The 15,470-nt window shown below is 72.3% G+C and carries 13 protein-coding genes, 1 tRNA gene and 1 pseudogene; 7 read left to right on the top strand and 8 right to left on the bottom strand.

Annotation, left to right across the window (positions count from 1 at the left end):
* Nucleotides 1-21 precede the first annotated feature (21 nt).
* Entirely contained in the window at nucleotides 22-2,586 is a 2,565-nt protein-coding gene (locus J2S63_RS10350) for a CHAT domain-containing protein (RefSeq protein WP_310306667.1), read from the top strand.
* A gap of 156 nt (nucleotides 2,587-2,742) precedes the next feature.
* Nucleotides 2,743-2,892, top strand: coding sequence for a hypothetical protein (locus tag J2S63_RS10355; protein WP_310301820.1), 150 nt, complete (start codon nucleotides 2,743-2,745; stop codon nucleotides 2,890-2,892).
* Nucleotides 2,893-3,130: 238 nt separating this feature from the next.
* Here J2S63_RS10355 and J2S63_RS10360 read toward each other — a convergent pair whose 3' ends face one another.
* From J2S63_RS10360 to J2S63_RS10385, 6 genes are read right to left on the bottom strand one after another with little or no spacing between them, the layout of a single operon-like run.
* The gene (locus tag J2S63_RS10360; protein WP_310301821.1) at nucleotides 3,131-4,153 is read right to left on the bottom strand and encodes a LuxR family transcriptional regulator; all 1,023 of its coding nucleotides are present in this window, start codon (nucleotides 4,151-4,153) and stop codon (nucleotides 3,131-3,133) included.
* An 18-nt stretch (nucleotides 4,154-4,171) separates the two neighbouring features.
* On the bottom strand, nucleotides 4,172-5,182 hold the full coding sequence (gene dmpG, locus J2S63_RS10365) for a 4-hydroxy-2-oxovalerate aldolase (protein ID WP_310301822.1): 1,011 nt from the start codon (nucleotides 5,180-5,182) through the stop codon (nucleotides 4,172-4,174).
* Complete coding sequence (locus tag J2S63_RS10370) at nucleotides 5,179-6,147, bottom strand: acetaldehyde dehydrogenase (acetylating) (RefSeq protein ID WP_310301823.1); 969 nt, start codon at nucleotides 6,145-6,147, stop codon at nucleotides 5,179-5,181. The genes dmpG and J2S63_RS10370 overlap by 4 nt, the downstream gene beginning before the upstream one ends.
* Complete coding sequence (locus J2S63_RS10375) at nucleotides 6,144-6,953, bottom strand: 2-keto-4-pentenoate hydratase (RefSeq protein WP_310301824.1); 810 nt, start codon at nucleotides 6,951-6,953, stop codon at nucleotides 6,144-6,146. Before J2S63_RS10375 ends, J2S63_RS10370 begins: the two co-directional genes overlap by 4 nt.
* A gap of 51 nt (nucleotides 6,954-7,004) precedes the next feature.
* The gene (locus tag J2S63_RS10380) at nucleotides 7,005-7,766 is read right to left on the bottom strand and encodes an IclR family transcriptional regulator (protein WP_310301825.1); all 762 of its coding nucleotides are present in this window, start codon (nucleotides 7,764-7,766) and stop codon (nucleotides 7,005-7,007) included.
* Between the two features lie 40 nt (nucleotides 7,767-7,806).
* Nucleotides 7,807-9,396 (bottom strand): CHAP domain-containing protein, encoded by a 1,590-nt coding sequence (locus J2S63_RS10385; RefSeq protein WP_310301826.1) that lies wholly within the window; start codon nucleotides 9,394-9,396, stop codon nucleotides 7,807-7,809.
* Nucleotides 9,397-9,608: 212 nt separating this feature from the next.
* Here J2S63_RS10385 and J2S63_RS10390 point away from each other — a divergent pair.
* Nucleotides 9,609-9,681: transfer RNA gene (locus tag J2S63_RS10390), tRNA-Arg, on the top strand.
* Nucleotides 9,682-9,872: 191 nt separating this feature from the next.
* Nucleotides 9,873-10,717 (top strand): annotated as a pseudogene (locus J2S63_RS10395) (phosphotriesterase family protein).
* A gap of 2 nt (nucleotides 10,718-10,719) precedes the next feature.
* On the opposite strand, the gene J2S63_RS10400 reads toward J2S63_RS10395, so the two are convergent.
* Together J2S63_RS10400 and J2S63_RS10405 are read right to left on the bottom strand one after the other, a co-directional pair.
* The gene (locus J2S63_RS10400; protein ID WP_310301827.1) at nucleotides 10,720-11,322 is read right to left on the bottom strand and encodes a TetR/AcrR family transcriptional regulator; all 603 of its coding nucleotides are present in this window, start codon (nucleotides 11,320-11,322) and stop codon (nucleotides 10,720-10,722) included.
* A 32-nt stretch (nucleotides 11,323-11,354) separates the two neighbouring features.
* Nucleotides 11,355-12,344 (bottom strand): L-erythro-3,5-diaminohexanoate dehydrogenase, encoded by a 990-nt coding sequence (locus J2S63_RS10405; protein WP_310301828.1) that lies wholly within the window; start codon nucleotides 12,342-12,344, stop codon nucleotides 11,355-11,357.
* A 143-nt stretch (nucleotides 12,345-12,487) separates the two neighbouring features.
* Here J2S63_RS10405 and J2S63_RS10410 point away from each other — a divergent pair, with 143 nt between their 5' ends.
* From J2S63_RS10410 to J2S63_RS10420, 3 genes are read left to right on the top strand one after another with little or no spacing between them, the layout of a single operon-like run.
* Nucleotides 12,488-13,387, top strand: coding sequence for a 3-hydroxyacyl-CoA dehydrogenase family protein (locus J2S63_RS10410; RefSeq protein WP_310301829.1), 900 nt, complete (start codon nucleotides 12,488-12,490; stop codon nucleotides 13,385-13,387).
* Nucleotides 13,384-13,842 carry a hotdog domain-containing protein gene (locus tag J2S63_RS10415; protein ID WP_310301830.1) on the top strand — a complete coding sequence of 153 codons (459 nt, stop codon included), beginning with the start codon at nucleotides 13,384-13,386 and terminating at the stop codon, nucleotides 13,840-13,842. The genes J2S63_RS10410 and J2S63_RS10415 overlap by 4 nt, the downstream gene beginning before the upstream one ends.
* Nucleotides 13,839-15,434, top strand: a complete 1,596-nt coding sequence (locus tag J2S63_RS10420; protein WP_310301831.1) for an ABC transporter substrate-binding protein — start codon at nucleotides 13,839-13,841, stop codon at nucleotides 15,432-15,434. Before J2S63_RS10415 ends, J2S63_RS10420 begins: the two co-directional genes overlap by 4 nt.
* The last annotated feature ends 36 nt before the right edge of the window (nucleotides 15,435-15,470 follow it).

A 15,470-nucleotide genomic window follows, 5' to 3' on the forward strand; every position in this document is an offset into this window, starting at 1 on the left:
CCGCGGGACCGCCCCGTGTCGATGCCCACCGTGGACACCACCCCGGACGGCCTGCGCGCCGAGCTGCTCGCCGCCCGCGAGGAGGTCCACCTCGGCCGCCCGGCGCAGGCCCAGGAGCGCTACCGCTCGGTCGCGGGCGCCCTGGGCGAGGCCGACGACGGCTCCCGGGTCTTCGCCGAGCTGCGGGCCCGGGTCCTCCTCGGTCTCGCGATCGCCGACTTCGAGGTGACCGGGGACCTCGCCGCCTCGATGCGCCTGATGGACCAGGCGTCCGCGGAGCGGCAGCGCGCCGACTGCGCCGAGCTGGTCGCCCCGATCGCGGGGGCGCGGGGGCTGCTGCTGCTCAGGTGCGGCGACGTCGACCGGGCGCTGGACGCGCTGGACCAGGGCGTCGCGCTCCTCGACGCGGCGCCGGTGGGCGACCAGCTCTCGCTGCTGCTCAATCGCGGCACCCTTCACCTCGAGCGCGGGGCGCTCGACGCCGCCGCGGCCGACTTCGCCGAGTGCCTCGAGCGGGCCGGGGCGGCCGGGGACCGGATGCACGCCTGGAAGGCCCGGCACAACCTCGGCTACGTCGAGTTCCTCCGCGGGCAGCTGCCCCGCGCCCTCGCGGTGATGCGCCAGGCCGAGACCGACAACCCGGGAGCACCCTCGCCGATCGCCCTGCTCGACCAGGCCCGCGTGCTCCGGGAGGCCGGCCTGACCGACGCGGCCGCCGACCTGCTCGAGCGGGTGGCCGGCATGTTCGAGGAGGCCGGCCTGGAGCAGGACCTCGCCGAGACCGAGCTCGCGCTGGCCGACTGCGCCCTGCTGGACCCCGACACCGTCGAGGAGTCCGTCGACCTGGCCTACTCCGCGCTCGCCCGGCTGACCCGTCGCGGCAACACCCGCTGGCAGCGCCGGGCCGAGCTCCAGGTGCTCCGCGCCGAGCGGCAGCGCGTCGAGCCGTCCGGGAGCACGGCGCTCGCCGACCTCGCCGACCGGGCCGACCACCTCGCCGCCACCTGCGCGGGGGAGCACCGCAGCGATCTGGCCCACCAGGCCGGCCTCCTCGCCGCGGAGTGCCGGCTGCGCAGCGGGCGGTCCGCGGGCCTCCCGCCCGTGCGGCAGGGCGACGACGTCACCACCCGCCTGCACACCCGCGAGGTGCGGGCGCTCGCGCTCGACGCGGCCGGGCAGCCGCGCCGTGCGCTCGGGGAGGTACGCCGGGGCCTCGCCGAGCTCGGCGACTACCAGCGGTCCTTCGGCTCGCTCGACCTCCGCACCGCCAGCGCCGTGCACGGGGCGGCCCTGGCCCGGCTGGGGCTCGACGTGGCGCTGCGCAGCGGGTCGGCCGCCGCGGTGTTCGACGTGGTCGAGCGGGGGCGGGCCGTCTCGACCCGCCTGCCACCGGTGCGCCCGCCCGAGGACCTCGGCACCGCCGCCCTGCTCGCCGAGCTCCGCCGGGCCGAGGAGGAGCTGCGGGCCCACGAGGGCGACGCGGCAGACGGCGAGTCCGCGCACCTGCGCCGCCGCGTCGGCCACCTCCAGCGCGAGGTCCGTGAGCTGGCCTGGACCCAGGGCGACCACGACGACGGCGCCGAGCCCGAGGCGGCCGCCGAGGCCCCCCGGGCCGGCGCGGTCCGGTCGACGCTCCGCGAGGCGGGGCAGACACTGGTCAGCTTCGCCCGCGACCGGGGCGAGTGGGTCGCGGTCGTGCTGGGCCGTCGTACCCCCTCGGTGCACCGGCTCGCCCGCATCGACGTGGTCGCCTCCCGGGTCAGCCGGCTGCGCGCCGACCTCGACGCGCTCGCCATGCCGTTCCTGCCGGACGGGATCCGCGACGTCGTCCGGGCCTCCGCCGAGGGCGTGCTGGCCGAGCTGGAGGCGACGCTGCTGACGCCGCTGGGGGTCGACGGACCGCTGGTGGTCTCCTGCTCGGGCGACCTCTGCTTCCTCCCGTGGGGCCTGCTCCCCTCGCGGCGCGGGCTGCCGACGGTCACCGCGCCGAGCGCCGCGGCGTGGCTGCGGGGCCACGCCGCGCGGGCGCAGGGGCGTGGCGACCGGGTCGTCGCGCTGGCCGGCCCCGACCTGCGCCAGGCCGCCCCCGAGGCGCGGGCCGTGGCCCAGACCTGGCCCGGGGCGACGCTGCTGGACGGACCGGCCGCGACCGGCGAGGCGATGCGCGAGGCGTTGGCCGGCGCCGACCTCGTCCACGTGGCCGCCCACGGGACCCACCGCCAGGACAACCCGCTGTTCTCCAGCGTGCGTCTGGCCGACGGGGCGCTCTACGCCTACGAGCTCGGGCGCAGCGGTGAGGGCTTCGCGGGCTGCGTGGTGCTCTCGGCCTGCGACGCCGGCCTGGCGACGTTCCGCCCCGGTGACGAGTCGCTCGGCCTCTCGCAGGTGCTGCTCCAGCTGGGGGCCCAGGTGGTGGTGGCCGCGGTGGCCCGGGTCAACGACGAGGCCTCGGCCACGCTGATGACCCGGCTGCACGCCGAGGTGGCCGCCGGGACCGACGTGGCGGGCGCGCTGGCGGCGGTCCAGCACGATCTTGCAGAGGACGGCACGCTCGTCGCCCTCGCAGCGGTGGGCGGGACGTGGTGACTTAGCCAGATTCTGCAAGAAAATGCAGTGCAATCACCTGCGGTCCGTTCCGGTGGCGACCGGCTCGGTGAGGCCCACACAATAGTGACCACGAGCTCCCCTCACCCCCGGCCCGGGATCGCACCCGGAGGGAGGCTCGCCGAGGAGGGACCCCCGATGAGCAAGCGCACCGTCACCCGCATCGTCAGCACGGTCGTCGCGACCGCCGCCCTGGCGTTCAGCGTGACCGCCCCGGCTGCGGAGGCAGCCAACACCAAGCAGGGCAAGCACCAGGTCATCCAGTACAAGGACACCGGCTGGGACTGACACCCCCGGCTCCGGCCGCGGTCCCGTCCGAGACACCGCCTGCCTGCAGAGGAAAGGAACGCACCACCACCCCACCTCACCCACCGAAACGGAAGCGGATCATCACGTTCTCCCACCCAACCCCCACGTGGTCGTTCCGCGAGTGAACCTCACCAGTGGCCGTCACCCCAGTCGACTGCATGCCCCCCAGACTCGCAGTCGGTTCGGCCAGGTGGACAAGCTCCGAGGAGCAGCAGACTCAGTCTGCTGCTCCTCGTTCCAATTCCGGGCCGGGGACCGCCGCGTCGTCGGCCGGTCGCTGCCCGGCCCGGCTGATCGCCCAGGCGAGCTGGAAGCGCGTCTGCACGCCGTACTCCTGCTTGAGCGAGGAGATGTACGTCGCGTATGTGCGGGGGCTGACCCCCATGCGCTTGGCGCTGGCGGCGTCGCTGTGGCCCTCGACCAGCATCCGCAGCGCCATCGCGCGCACGTCGTCGGCAACCGTGCGGTTGACCTGGTCGTCGACGGTGAACGGCAGGGCCCGCTCCCAGGCGCGCTCGAAGATGTCGACCAGGTAGCCGACGATCGACCGGTCGGTCACGACCACGGCGACGGCGTTGTTGGCCGACCCGGGGATGAGCGCGACCTGCTGGTCGAAGACCAGCAGACGCTTGAAGAACTCGTCCAGGGTGCGAGTCTCTGCACCGAAGCGCGCCATCTCGAAGACGTACTCGCGCGTGGCCGGTGACTGCCTCGCGGAGTGCTGGTAGAGCGTGCGCATCGAGACCCCGCGCTCCAGTGCGGCGCGGTCACGGTCCTCCACCGCGGCGAGCGTCGTGGCCTTGCGCCGGCCGTAGGGCTGGGCGGTGAGGATCTCCTCGGTGCTGCGCATCACCTGGGCGGAGATGAACTCGTTGATCGCGTCGAGGGAGTGGATCTGCATCGCGCCGCCGTGGTTGCCGCCACTCGAGCGCCAGGTCTGCTGCAGCCGGCCCAGCACCTCGTGCCACTGGGCCGACTCGCGCAGCAGCTGGCTGCCCTGCTGAGCCAGCGGCACCACGATCCGGTCGCTGGTCGCCGTGGGGTCGAGCGGGGTCCAGCGACGCGCCACCTCGTCGTACTGCAGGAGCCCGAGGGCGACCAGCTCGTCACGGGCGACGGCGTGCTCGCTGCCGGGGGCGTACGCCGGGTCGTCGGCCTCGATCCAGCCGTGCTCGACGGCGGCGGTGTAGACCTCGCCGCCGAGTCCGCTGAGCAGCTCGCGTCGGGCCCGGTCGGTCACGGGGACCAGGGTGTCAGATCACCCCGCGTCGCGGATCAGGTCGAGCGCGATGTCGACGATCATGTCCTCCTGGCCGCCGACCAGCCCGCGCCGTCCCACCTCGAGCAGCAGGGTGCGCGCGTCGACGCCGTACTCCTGGGCCGCTCGCTCGGCGTGCCGCAGGAAGCTGGAGTAGACGCCGGCGTAGCCGAGCGTGAGCGTCTCGCGGTCGACCTGGACGGGCCGGTCGCGCAGCGGGCGCACGATGTCGTCGGCGGCGTCCTGGAGGGCGAAGATGTCGCAGCGGTGCTTCCACCCGAGCAGGTCGGCGACGCCGATGAAGGGCTCGATCGGGGCGTTGCCGGCCCCCGCACCCTGGCCGGCGAGCGAGGCGTCGACGCGGTAGACGCCCTCCTCGACGGCGGCGACCGAGTTGGCCACCGACAGCGAGAGGTTCTCGTGGGCGTGGATGCCGATCTGCGTGGACTCGTCGAGGACCTCGCGGTAGGCGCGGATCCGGTCGCGGACGTCGTTCATCAGCAGGCGGCCGCCGGAGTCGGTGACGTAGACGCAGTGGGCGCCGTAGGACTCCATGAGCTTGGCCTGCTGGGCCAGCTCCTTCGGCGGGTTCATGTGGCTCATCATCAGGAAGCCCGAGACGTCCATGCCGAGCTCGCGGGCCGCGTTGATGTGCTGCGCGGACACGTCGGCCTCGGTGCAGTGCGTCGCGATGCGCACCGACCGGACGCCGATGTCGTAGGCCCGCTTCAGCTCCTCGACCGTTCCGATGCCGGGCAGCAGGAGCGAGGTCAGGACGGCGTTCTCGATGTTCTCCGCGGCCGCCTCGAGCCACTCCCAGTCGGTGTGGCTGCCGGGGCCGTAGTTGACCGAGCCGCCGGCCAGCCCGTCGCCGTGCGCGACCTCGATCGCGTCGACACCGGCCTGGTCGAGCGCCTTGACGATGCGGCCGACGTCCTCGGGGTCGATCCGGTGGCGGATCGCGTGCATCCCGTCACGCAGGGTGACGTCCTGGATGTAGAGCTCGGTCATGCCTGGGCCTCCGGGTCCGTTCGTCCAGCTTGTCGAGACGCGATCTCCTCGGCCACCCGCAGCGCGGCCGAGGTCATGATGTCGAGGTTGCCGGCGTAGGCCGGGAGGTAGTGGGCGGCGCCCTCCACCTCGAGGAAGACCGTCACCTTGGTGGTGACCGCGGAGCGGTCGACGCCCTCGGGCAGCAGCGTGTGGACGGGCTCGTCCTCGCCGACCGGGGCGAACTGCACCTGCTGCTTGAGCCGGTAGCCCGGCACGTAGTCCTGCACCTGGGCGACCATCGCCTCCACCGACGCGGTGATCGCGTCGCGGTCGGCGTCGCCGACCAGGCAGAAGACGGTGTCGCGCATGATCAGCGGCGGGTCGGCGGGGTTGAGGATGATGATCGCCTTGCCGCGCCCGGCGCCACCGATGTCCTCGATCGCCTTGGACGTGGTCTCGGTGAACTCGTCGATGTTGGCCCGCGTGCCCGGCCCCGCGCTGCGGGAGGAGATCGAGGCGACGATCTCGGCGTAGGGCACGGGCGTGACCTGCGAGACCGCCGCGACCACCGGGATCGTGGCCTGCCCGCCGCAGGTGACCATGTTGACGTTGCTCGCGCCCGCGCCGAGGTGCTCGGTGAGGTTGACCGTCGGCACGACCATCGGACCGACCGCGGCGGGAGTCATGTCGACCAGCGTCTTGCCGTACGGCGCGAGCGCCTCGGCGTTGGCGAGGTGGGCCTTGGCCGAGGTGGCGTCGAAGACGATCGAGATCTCGTCGAACTCCGGCATCGCGATGAGGCCCTCGACGCCCTTGCTCGTCGTCGGGACGCCCATGCGGGTGGCGCGGGCGAGGCCGTCGGAGTCGGGGTCGATGCCGACCATCGCGGCCATCTCGAGCGACTCGGAGAGCCGGAGCACCTTGATCATCAGGTCGGTGCCGATGTTGCCGCTGCCGATGACGGCGACCTTGGTCTTGCTCATGAGTCCTCCTCGGACAGGGCGGAGAAACGGGCGGTCACGGTGCCGAGCGAGCTGATCGTGGCCTCGAACGTCGAGCCGGGCGGGGCGGGGACCATCGGGCCCAGCGCCCCGGAGAGCACCACCTGGCCGGCCTCGAGCGGCTGGCCGTAGTCGCGGGCGGTGCGGGCGAGCCACGACAGCGCGAGCAGCGGGTCGCCGAGGCACATCGACCCGTCGCCGGCGCTGACCTGCTCGCCGTCCTGGGTCATCGTCATCTGCACCTCGACGGGCTCGAAGTCGGTGAGCGGGACCCGCTGGTCGCCGAGGACGTAGAGCCCGGAGGAGGCGTTGTCGGCGACGGTGTCGGTGATCCCGATCCGCCAGTCGGCGATGCGGCTGTCGACGACCTCGATCGCGGCGACCGCGTAGTCGACCGCGGCCCGGCACTGCTCGACGTCGAGGTCGCCCTCGGCGAGCCCCTCCTTGAGCACGAACGCGACCTCGGCCTCGGCCTTGGGCTGGAGCAGCCGCTCGCTGGGCACCTCGTCGAGGCCGGTGACGTCCATGTCGTCGAACAGCACCCCGAAGTCGGGCTGGTCGACGCCGAGCTGGGCCTGCACCGCGGGGTTGGTCAGGCCGGTCTTGCGGCCCACCACCCGCGTTCCGGCGGCGAGACGGTGCTCGGTGAGGCGGTGCTGGACGGCGTACGCCGCGGCGATGTCGCTGTCGCCGAGGAGGTCACGGACCGGGGCACAGGCCTTCCGGGTCGCGGCCGCCTCCTCGAGGCGCTTGGCGGCCTCGTCGACGAGGTGGTCGGGGATGCTCATGGGCTCGAGCATGGGCGGTCGGCCCGGGCCCGGGGTAGCAGGATGTGCCGCTCAGTGGGATGGCCGGCGTGCCCAGGTGGCGGCGATGCCGGCTCCGGCCGCGCGGACGAGCCGGGCCGCCGCCTCCGGGCGGAAGCGGGTGACGGGTCCGGTGACGCTGACCGCGGCGACGGCGCAGTCGTCGGGGTCGAGGACGGGGGCCGAGACGCAGCAGAGGCCGACCTGGCTCTCCTCGCGCTCGAAGCCCACCCCCTGCTCGCGGATCGCCTCGACCTGCCGGCGCAGGAGGCCGGGGGCGACGATCGTGCGGGGAGTGCGCCGGACCAGGCCGCCGGCGACCACCTGCTCGAGGAGGTGCGGCTCGGCGTACGCGAGGAGCACCTTGCCCACGGCGGTGCAGTAGAGCGGCATGCGACCGCCGACCCGCGACGGGCTCAGGGCCTGGCGGTGGCCGCCGAGCTTGGCGACGTAGACGACCTCGGTGCCGTCGCGGACGCCGAGGTGCACCGTCTCGTGCGTGCGCTCGTAGAGGTCCTCCATGAACGGGATCGCGATCTCCATCAGCTGCCGCTCCACGCTGGCGCGCATGCCGAGCTCGAAGAGGCGACCGCCGAGGTGGTAGCCGTCGGTGCCCTTCTCCACCAGGCGCAGCTCCACCAGGTCGCCGAGCATGCGGTGGACCGTGCTCTTGGGCAGGCCCGTGCGCTCGACCAGCGTGGAGAGCGAGACGCGGTGGTCGGCCTGGAAGGCGTCCAGCAGCAGGACGGCGCGACCCAGGACCGAGTCGGGTGGTCCTGGGTCGCGAGACGTCACCGCGCCATTCTGGCGCTGCGGGGCCGGGAGCGGGCGGGGGTCAGCGGAAGTACGCCCGGCGGGAGACGGCCCGGTTGATCGACTCACCCGTGGGGGCGAAGTAGAACCACAGCGTGCGGTGGCCCCGCGGCATCCCGGTGACCCGGATCCGCACGTGCCCCTCGCGCATCAGGCCGGTCGCGCGGACCCGGCCGCCGTTGCGCACGACCACGCGGGTCGGCTCGGAGAGCCGCTGGCCGGCGACCTTGGCGGTGATGTCGAACAGCACCCCGCGGCGCAGCCGCGTCTTGTGGGTCTCCAGGCGGAGGATGCCGCGGATGTAGCGTCCGCGCGTCTCGTCGACCATCGGGCGGTAGCCGGGGCGCGTCCAGGTCACGCGGGCCGAGATGTGCCGCCTGACGTCCCGTCGGGTGAGGGCGTACGTCGTGGCGTTCGCGCCGGCGACCGGCTGGCCGTCCCGCAGCCACGTGATGTGGCGGGTCGCCTGCTGCCTGACCGCGCCGGGGGTCACCTGCAGCACCTGGCGCTGGATGTTGTGGCCGGTGACGGTGCTGCGCCGGGTCAGGGTGAGCGGGGCCCGGTTGACCGCGCTGGTGGTGAAGGTGCGCGTGACGGGGGCGTAGCCGTAGCGGCGGGCCGTGACCACCACGGAGATCCGGTGGCCGGCGTGGCGCGAGGTGAGCGGGAAGCGGTTGCCGGTCGCGCCCTCCACGTCCTTGCCGTCGACCTGCCACTGGGTGGTGACGCGGCCGGGCCTGGGGCTCCAGCGACCGGTCGTGACCGACATCGTGCGGTTGACCTCGGCGCTCCCGCTGAGGTCGGGGGCCTGGGTCGCGGTGAGCTGGCCGGGCAGGACGCGGGCGGTCTTCTGGGAGGCGGCCCGGGTCGTCGGGTAGCCGTAGCGGCCGGCCGACACGATCACCTGCACCTGGCGGTCGAGCATCCGCGGGGTGACCCGCAGCGTCGACCGCGTGGCGGCCGGGAGCACCTTGCCGCCCATCTTCCACGTGTAGGAGATCCTCGAGGGCGACGGCGTCCAGGAGCCGCTGGAGGCCCGCAGCGTGCTGCCGACCTTGACCGCGCCGAACACCTGCGGGGCGGCCTGGCTGTCCATGCGGCGGTCGTTGAAGTGGATGAAGCCGGCCGGCCAGCGGTCGTCCCGGGTCACGCGGGCCCAGGAGAAGTCACCGCCCCAGCTGTCCTGGCTGATGATGATCTCCGAGGAGGAGATCACCTTCTCCACGTAAGCCACGTGCCCGGGGCTGCCGTCGTTCCACCAGGCGATGGCACCGACGCGCGGGGTGTCGTCGGTGATGCTCGACATGTGCTGGCCCCAGTAGATCGCGTTGCCGCCGCCGCTCCAGGGGCGCGAGTCGCCCATCCCGCTCCTGATCATGCGGTAGGCGGCGTAGTTGGTGCAGTTGTGCCCCGGGTACATCCGCCAGTAGCTGCGGTCGTTGGCCAGCCCGTAGCCCGAGGCGGTCATCCCCCGGTCCGAGCACGCCTTGTAGCCGTCGCACAGGTGCGTCCCGGCCGCGAGGGCGGGTGCTCCGGTGCCGACGACGGCGGTGGTCACGAGCGCGACGGACGCTGCTCTGAGGGCCGACTTGAGGGTGTGGTGTGCGGTCACTGGCGTTACTTTGGTGCACTTGTGTGACTGGTGTGAATACTTTTTCTGAAACACACCGTTGTAATTCACGAGGCACGCGGGGTGCGTGTGGTAGAGACCCGGATTTCTCACCCCCTCGGGCGACTCCGGTGGACGGTCGGGGGAGCAGCCCTCCCGATTTCAGGTGGACCCGGCCCGTCCGCTATCCTCGACCGGTCCCCGCGAGGGGACGGGCGCCCGTAGCTCAACGGATAGAGCATCTGACTACGGATCAGAAGGTTAGGGGTTCGAATCCCTTCGGGCGCGCGGTGTGATCTCTCGAGAGATCCCGGACAGTCCGGACCCCTGGGTGGGTCCGGACTTGTTGTTTTTGTCGGGGTCCGGGTGGCCGGCCGACGGGTTGGCGCACGTCGGTGTGTCGTGCGGTAGGAAGCAGCATGACCACGGTGGAGACGGTGCTGGGTGAGGTCCCGACGAGCTCGTTGGGGCGGGTGCTCATGCACGAGCACGTCTTCTGCGACACCAGCCTCGAATACCGGGGCGACGGGCTGCTGCACGACGTGCGCCTCGCGACCGAGGAGCTGGCGCCCCTGGCGTCGGAGCCGACCACCGTCGTCGACCTGTCCACCCAGGAGATCGGACGTCGGCCGAAGGACCTGCGCGAGGTCTCGCGCGCCACGGGGGTGCACATCGTGATGGGGTGCGGCCACTACCGCGATCCCTACCTCGACCGCGCCACCTTCGACCGCAGCTCCGTGCCCGAGCTCACGGAGCGGCTGGTGCGTGAGATCCAGGAAGGAGTGGACGGCGTCCGCCCCGGGATCATCGGCGAGATCGGGGCCGACCGGGGGTTCGTGTCGGCGGCTGAGGAGCGGTCCCTCCGGGCGGCCGCTCGCGCGCAGGCACGGACCGGGCTGACCATCAGCACCCACTCCGCTCGCTGGCCCGTCGCACGGGCCCAGCTGGAGATCCTGCGCGAGGAAGGTGCCGACCCGACCAGGGTCGTCGTCGGTCACCTCGACACCGTCCCCGATCCGGCCCTGCACCTCGAGGTCGCGCAGGCGGGGTCATTCGTGGAGCTGGACTCCGTCGGTACGACGAGCGCCTACCAGGACGGCCGGATCGTGGAGTACGTCCTGGCCCTGGTCCGGGCCGGCCACCTCGACCGGGTGCTGCTGTCCCAGGACGTCTCCTCGGCTCGCACCTCCGAGCGCACGGCGGACACGGCTACGGCCATCTCTTCTCGTCGTTCGTGCCGCGGCTCGTGCGTGCCGGCCTCGACCCCGCGGAGGTCGATCGGATCCTCGTCGACAATCCTGCGCGAGCGCTCGCCCGAGCGTGACCTCACGCCGGCTTGGACGGCGGCTCGGCGTCCAGGGAGCGACAGACGAGGTCCGCGTGCACGTCGGCCACCTCCTGCAAGGACAACCGGCCGCGGGGGCGGTACCACGACGCCACTCCCGTGCACTGCACGAGGATGGCGTTCGTGGCCACGCTGACGTCGGCGCAACGGAAGGCGCCGCGCGCGCAGCCGTCCTCGATCGTCTCGCGGAACAACCGCTGATACCGGTCTCGGCCCGCGACGATCTGTCGTCGCGAGGCCGGCGACAGCGCCCGGATCTCGGTGTCGGAGATCAACGCCTCCTTGCGGTGCTGGACGTGGAGGGTCACGTGGGCGCGGACCATGGCCGCGAGCCTGTCCAACGGGGCGGAGTGCGCCTCGTGGGCGGCCACCGCGGCTGCCGTGAGCGCGTCCTGGAAGCCCTGCATCACGGTGAGCAGCATCGTCTCCTTGCTGCTGAACCAGTGATAGACCGACGCGGGCTGGATCTGGGCCCGTGCTGCGATCTCGCGCATCGAGGTCGCGTGGTAGCCCTGCTCGAAGAAGCAGCTCACCGCGCCCGTGAGGATCCGTCGCGCCGTGCCTCCGTCGGGTCCGTGCGGCATGTCAGACATCCAAGCAGCCGGCTTGGTCCGGGTCACTGAGGACCGGCCAACAGGATGGTGAGCTCAGGGCGACGACGCAGCATGTCGGTGACCAGGTCCGGGGCGCCGGGCAGGAACCCGGTGGCGATCGTCAGGCGACAGGTGCTGCTCAGCGACTCAGCGATGAGCGCCGCGGCCGGGAAGGACGTCGCCATCGAGAAGAACAGCACCTCACCGTCGTCGCGGCAGCTGAGGATCGCGCCACCCTCGCAACCCGGCACGTTGGCGCAGGCGAGCACCAGGTCGGCCTGCTCCCCTCCGAAGGCCGACCGGACCGCGGTCATCGTGGCGACCGGATCGGTGCAGTCGACGGCGAGGACCGCGTCCGCCCCGGCCTCCCGCGCCACCGTGACGGTCTCCGGGGGCCAGCAGAGACCCAGCACCCGACCCTCCTCCCCGAGGCGGGAGCGCAGCGCGGCGACGGACAGGAGACCGGCCTTGCCGCCGGCGCCGATCACCGCCACGCGCATGCCGGGGCGCGCCACCGCGTCGGCCCAGGCCGGCGCCCCGACGACGTCCATGGCGGACAGGAACGCGTCACGGTCCAGGTCGTCCGGCACGTGCGCCCACGCGGCGGCGGCGCTCAGCACGGCGTGTCCCCGTACGCCGACGTGCGGCGAGGCCGGGTCCAGGGAGGTGACGGCCGTGAGCTCCAGGGGCGTGCAGGTCAACGAGACCAAGGAGCACAGCAGCGTCCCGGGCGCGGGCTCGCTGCGCCCGGCCCCGAGGGCCGCGACCGTGCCGATGAGCATGCCGCCCGACCCGGTCACCGGATTGTGCAGCTTCCCTCGCCTGCGGACCAGCTCCAGCAGGTGCTCCGCGATGCGTTCGGCGTCGTCCCCGCACTCGTTCCGCAGCTGTGACCACGACGCGCTGTCCACGTTGAGCGCATGGACGTCGACGACCACCTCGCCTGGCGCCGGGTCGGCCGAGGTCTCCAGCCGCTCTGCCTCGTACGGAAGGGCGTGCGGTGGTCCGACCACGCGGTTCAGCCCCAGGTGGACCCACGCCTCGCGACCGGTTCGTCGGGGGTGCTTCCCCGCAGTGCCAGCTTGTGCCATCATCCCCGTAGCCTAACGATCGTTCGGCAGGCTGCCTAGAGCGGCGGAGAGGAGATCCGGGCACGATGGGACAGGTGGTGGCCGTGCTCGGTGGCGGCACGATGGGCCGCGGGATCGCCCGCTGCCTGGCCGGCCACGTCCCCGTCCGGGTCTACGACGCCTCCGACGAGGTGCGTCAGGCGCTGACGTCGGAATGGGCCGACGCGCCGGTGCTCGGCGTCGACGTCGCGGCGGACGTGGAGGAAGCCGTCGCCGGTGCCTCGGTGGTGCTGGAGTCGGTGTCGGAGGAGCTCGAGACCAAGGTCGCGGTCCTGTCGGCGGTCCGCGAGGCCACCGGTCCGGACGTCACGGTGGGCACCAACACCTCCTCCCTCGACCTCACGGTGCTCGGAGACCGGGCGGGGATCCCGGACCGGCTGGTCGGGGTCCACTGGTTCAACCCGCCCGAGGTGGTGCCCGGGGTCGAGGTGGCGGCACCGGAGCGTGTCGATGCGGTGCACGTCCGACGCGTCACCGAGCTCCTCCGCCTGATCGACAAGGTCCCGCTTCCCGTCGGCGCCACCCCCGGCTACGTGGCCAACCGGCTGCACGAGGCGCTGCTGGCGGAGGCGATCCGGTGCGTGACCGACGGGGCCGCCACCGCGCAGCAGGTCGACGCGGTCGTGCGCAGCACCTTCGGGCCCCGCTTCGCCGTCGCCGGACCGTTCGAGGTGATGGACCAGACGGGACTGGTGGTCCAGCGCGAAGCCTTCGCCAACCTGGAGGCGTCGCTCTCCAGCCCCGCGTTCCGAGTGCCGCCGGTCCTCGACTCACTGATCTCCGAGGGGCGGACGGGCCTCTCGGCAGGAGCCGGCTTCTACCAGTACGAGCAGGACGCCACGGAGGTCGTGGCCGAACGAGTGGCCCGGTTGCAGGCCGTCCTTGCCGTCTGCACCCCCAGCACCCAGGAGGAAGCACGACCATGACCACCCGAGCTCGAGCCTGGGTCCGGATGCGGATGACACCCGGTGACGCCCGCTACGCCGGCGACCTCGTCGACGGAGGGCGCATCATGCAGCTCTTCAGCGACCTCGCCACGGAGCTGTCCATCATGCTCGACGGCGACGAGGGACTCTTCTGCGCCTACGACAGCGTGGAGTTCCTCGCTCCGCTGCACAGCGGCGACTTCATCGAGGCCGAAGGCGTCGTGACCCGCGTCGGCAACACGTCCCGACAGATGGCCTTCGAGGCCAGGCGCAGGATCAGGCCGAGCCCGGACCACGGGCCCACGGCCGCTGAGGTCCTGGCAGAGCCGGAGCTGCTCGCCCGCGCCTCGGGCACGGTCGTCGTGCCCGCGGACCGTCAGCGCCTCCGCCCCACCGTCCCGTCGTCCAACGGATCCGACCCAGCACAGTCCCCGCCTGAGGAGGCCCACAGATGAACCAGTCCCACCCGTTCGGCGCGACCGGCCCGAACCTGACCCGACGTGGCCTGCTCCAGACCTTCACCGCGAGCGGGCTGCTCGTGGTCGGGGGCTCGCTCCTCACCGCCTGCTCCGACGACAAGACCGCTCCCGGCGGGGGAGGCAAGGGGAAGGCGGGGGGCCGGCTGCGAGTGGGGGTCGCTGGTGGCAGCGCCAAGGACACCATCGACGCGCACCTGGGCGGCACCACCGACCCCGACGTCGCGCGAGGGATCCAGCTCTTCGAGCCGCTGGCGATGCGCGACAAGGACTTCCACCTCGAGATGCTGCTCGCCCAGTCCATCGAGCCCCACCAGGGCCGTGCGGACGCCTGGGAGATCCGCATCAGGGACGGCGTCACCTTCCACGACGGCAAGACCATGGACCTCGACGACGTGATCTTCTCCCTGAAGCGCATCGTCGACCCCGAGAACCCAGGGACCGGAGCGTCGTCGCTGTCCGGCATCGACATGTCGGGGCTCAAGAAGCTCGACGACCGCACCCTGCTCGTGCCGCTGACGGCCCCCGACTCGGGCTTTCCCGACCAGATCGGCCAGTACTTCAACACGATCGTGCCGGTCGGCTACGACCCGAAGCGTCCCGTGGGCACGGGCCCGTTCAAGTTCAAGAGCTTCACGCCGGGCGAGCAGAGCGTGTTCGTGAAGAACGAGAACTACTGGCAGAGCGGACTGCCCTACCTCGACGAGCTCGTGATCATCGACTTCGCCGACGACACCGCCCGCGTCAACGCGCTGCGGGGCGGTCAGGTCGACGCCATCTCCAACCTCCCACCCAGCCAGGTCTCGAGCATCGAGTCCGGCGGGCGGGCGAGGGCACTGGTCGCCGAGACCGGAGGCTGGCAGCCGCTGCTCATGCGCGTGGACCAGCAGCCGTTCCAGGACGTCCGGGTGCGCCAGGCGTTCAAGCTCATCGCCGACCGGGAGCAGCTCGTGCAGCAGGCGCTCGCCGGGCAGGGCCAGGTGGGCAACGACATCTACGGCCGCTACGACGAGGCCTACGACAGCGGGCTCCCGCAGCGTCAGCAGGACCTCGACCAGGCGAAGTTCCTGCTCAAGCAGGCCGGGGCGAGCGGCGCGCAGGTCGAGCTGACCACCGCCCCGTTCCACTCCGGCGTGGTCGAGGCCGCGCAGATCTTCGCCGAGCAGGCCAAGGGTGCCGGCGTCGACGTACGCGTCCGCAAGGTCAACGAGGCGACGTACTGGGGACCCAACTACCTCAAGTGGACCTTCTCCCAGGACTTCTGGTTCACCCGGACCTTCCTGGCCCAGGTCGCCCAGGGCAACCTGCCCAACGCGCCCTACAACCAGACGCACTGGAAGGACCCGCGCTGGGTGCAGATGTACGACAAGGCGAGGACCGAGCTCGACGAGAGCCGTCGCACCGACGTCATCCACGACATGCAGAAGCTGCACCACGAGGAGGGCGGGGAGCTCATCTGGTCGTTCGCGAACCAGATCGACGCCGTCGCGGCCAACGTCAGTGGCATCGAGCCCGCCAAGTCAGGCATCCCCCTGATGAGCTACGGGCTCAAGCACGCACGCGTTGCCTGAGTGGTCCGCCGACCTGCCGGACGGGTCGGCCCGCGG

The sequence above is a fragment of the Nocardioides marmoribigeumensis genome (genome assembly GCF_031458325.1).
In the GTDB taxonomy this organism is placed as follows: Bacteria; Actinomycetota; Actinomycetes; order Propionibacteriales; family Nocardioidaceae; genus Marmoricola_A; species Marmoricola_A marmoribigeumensis.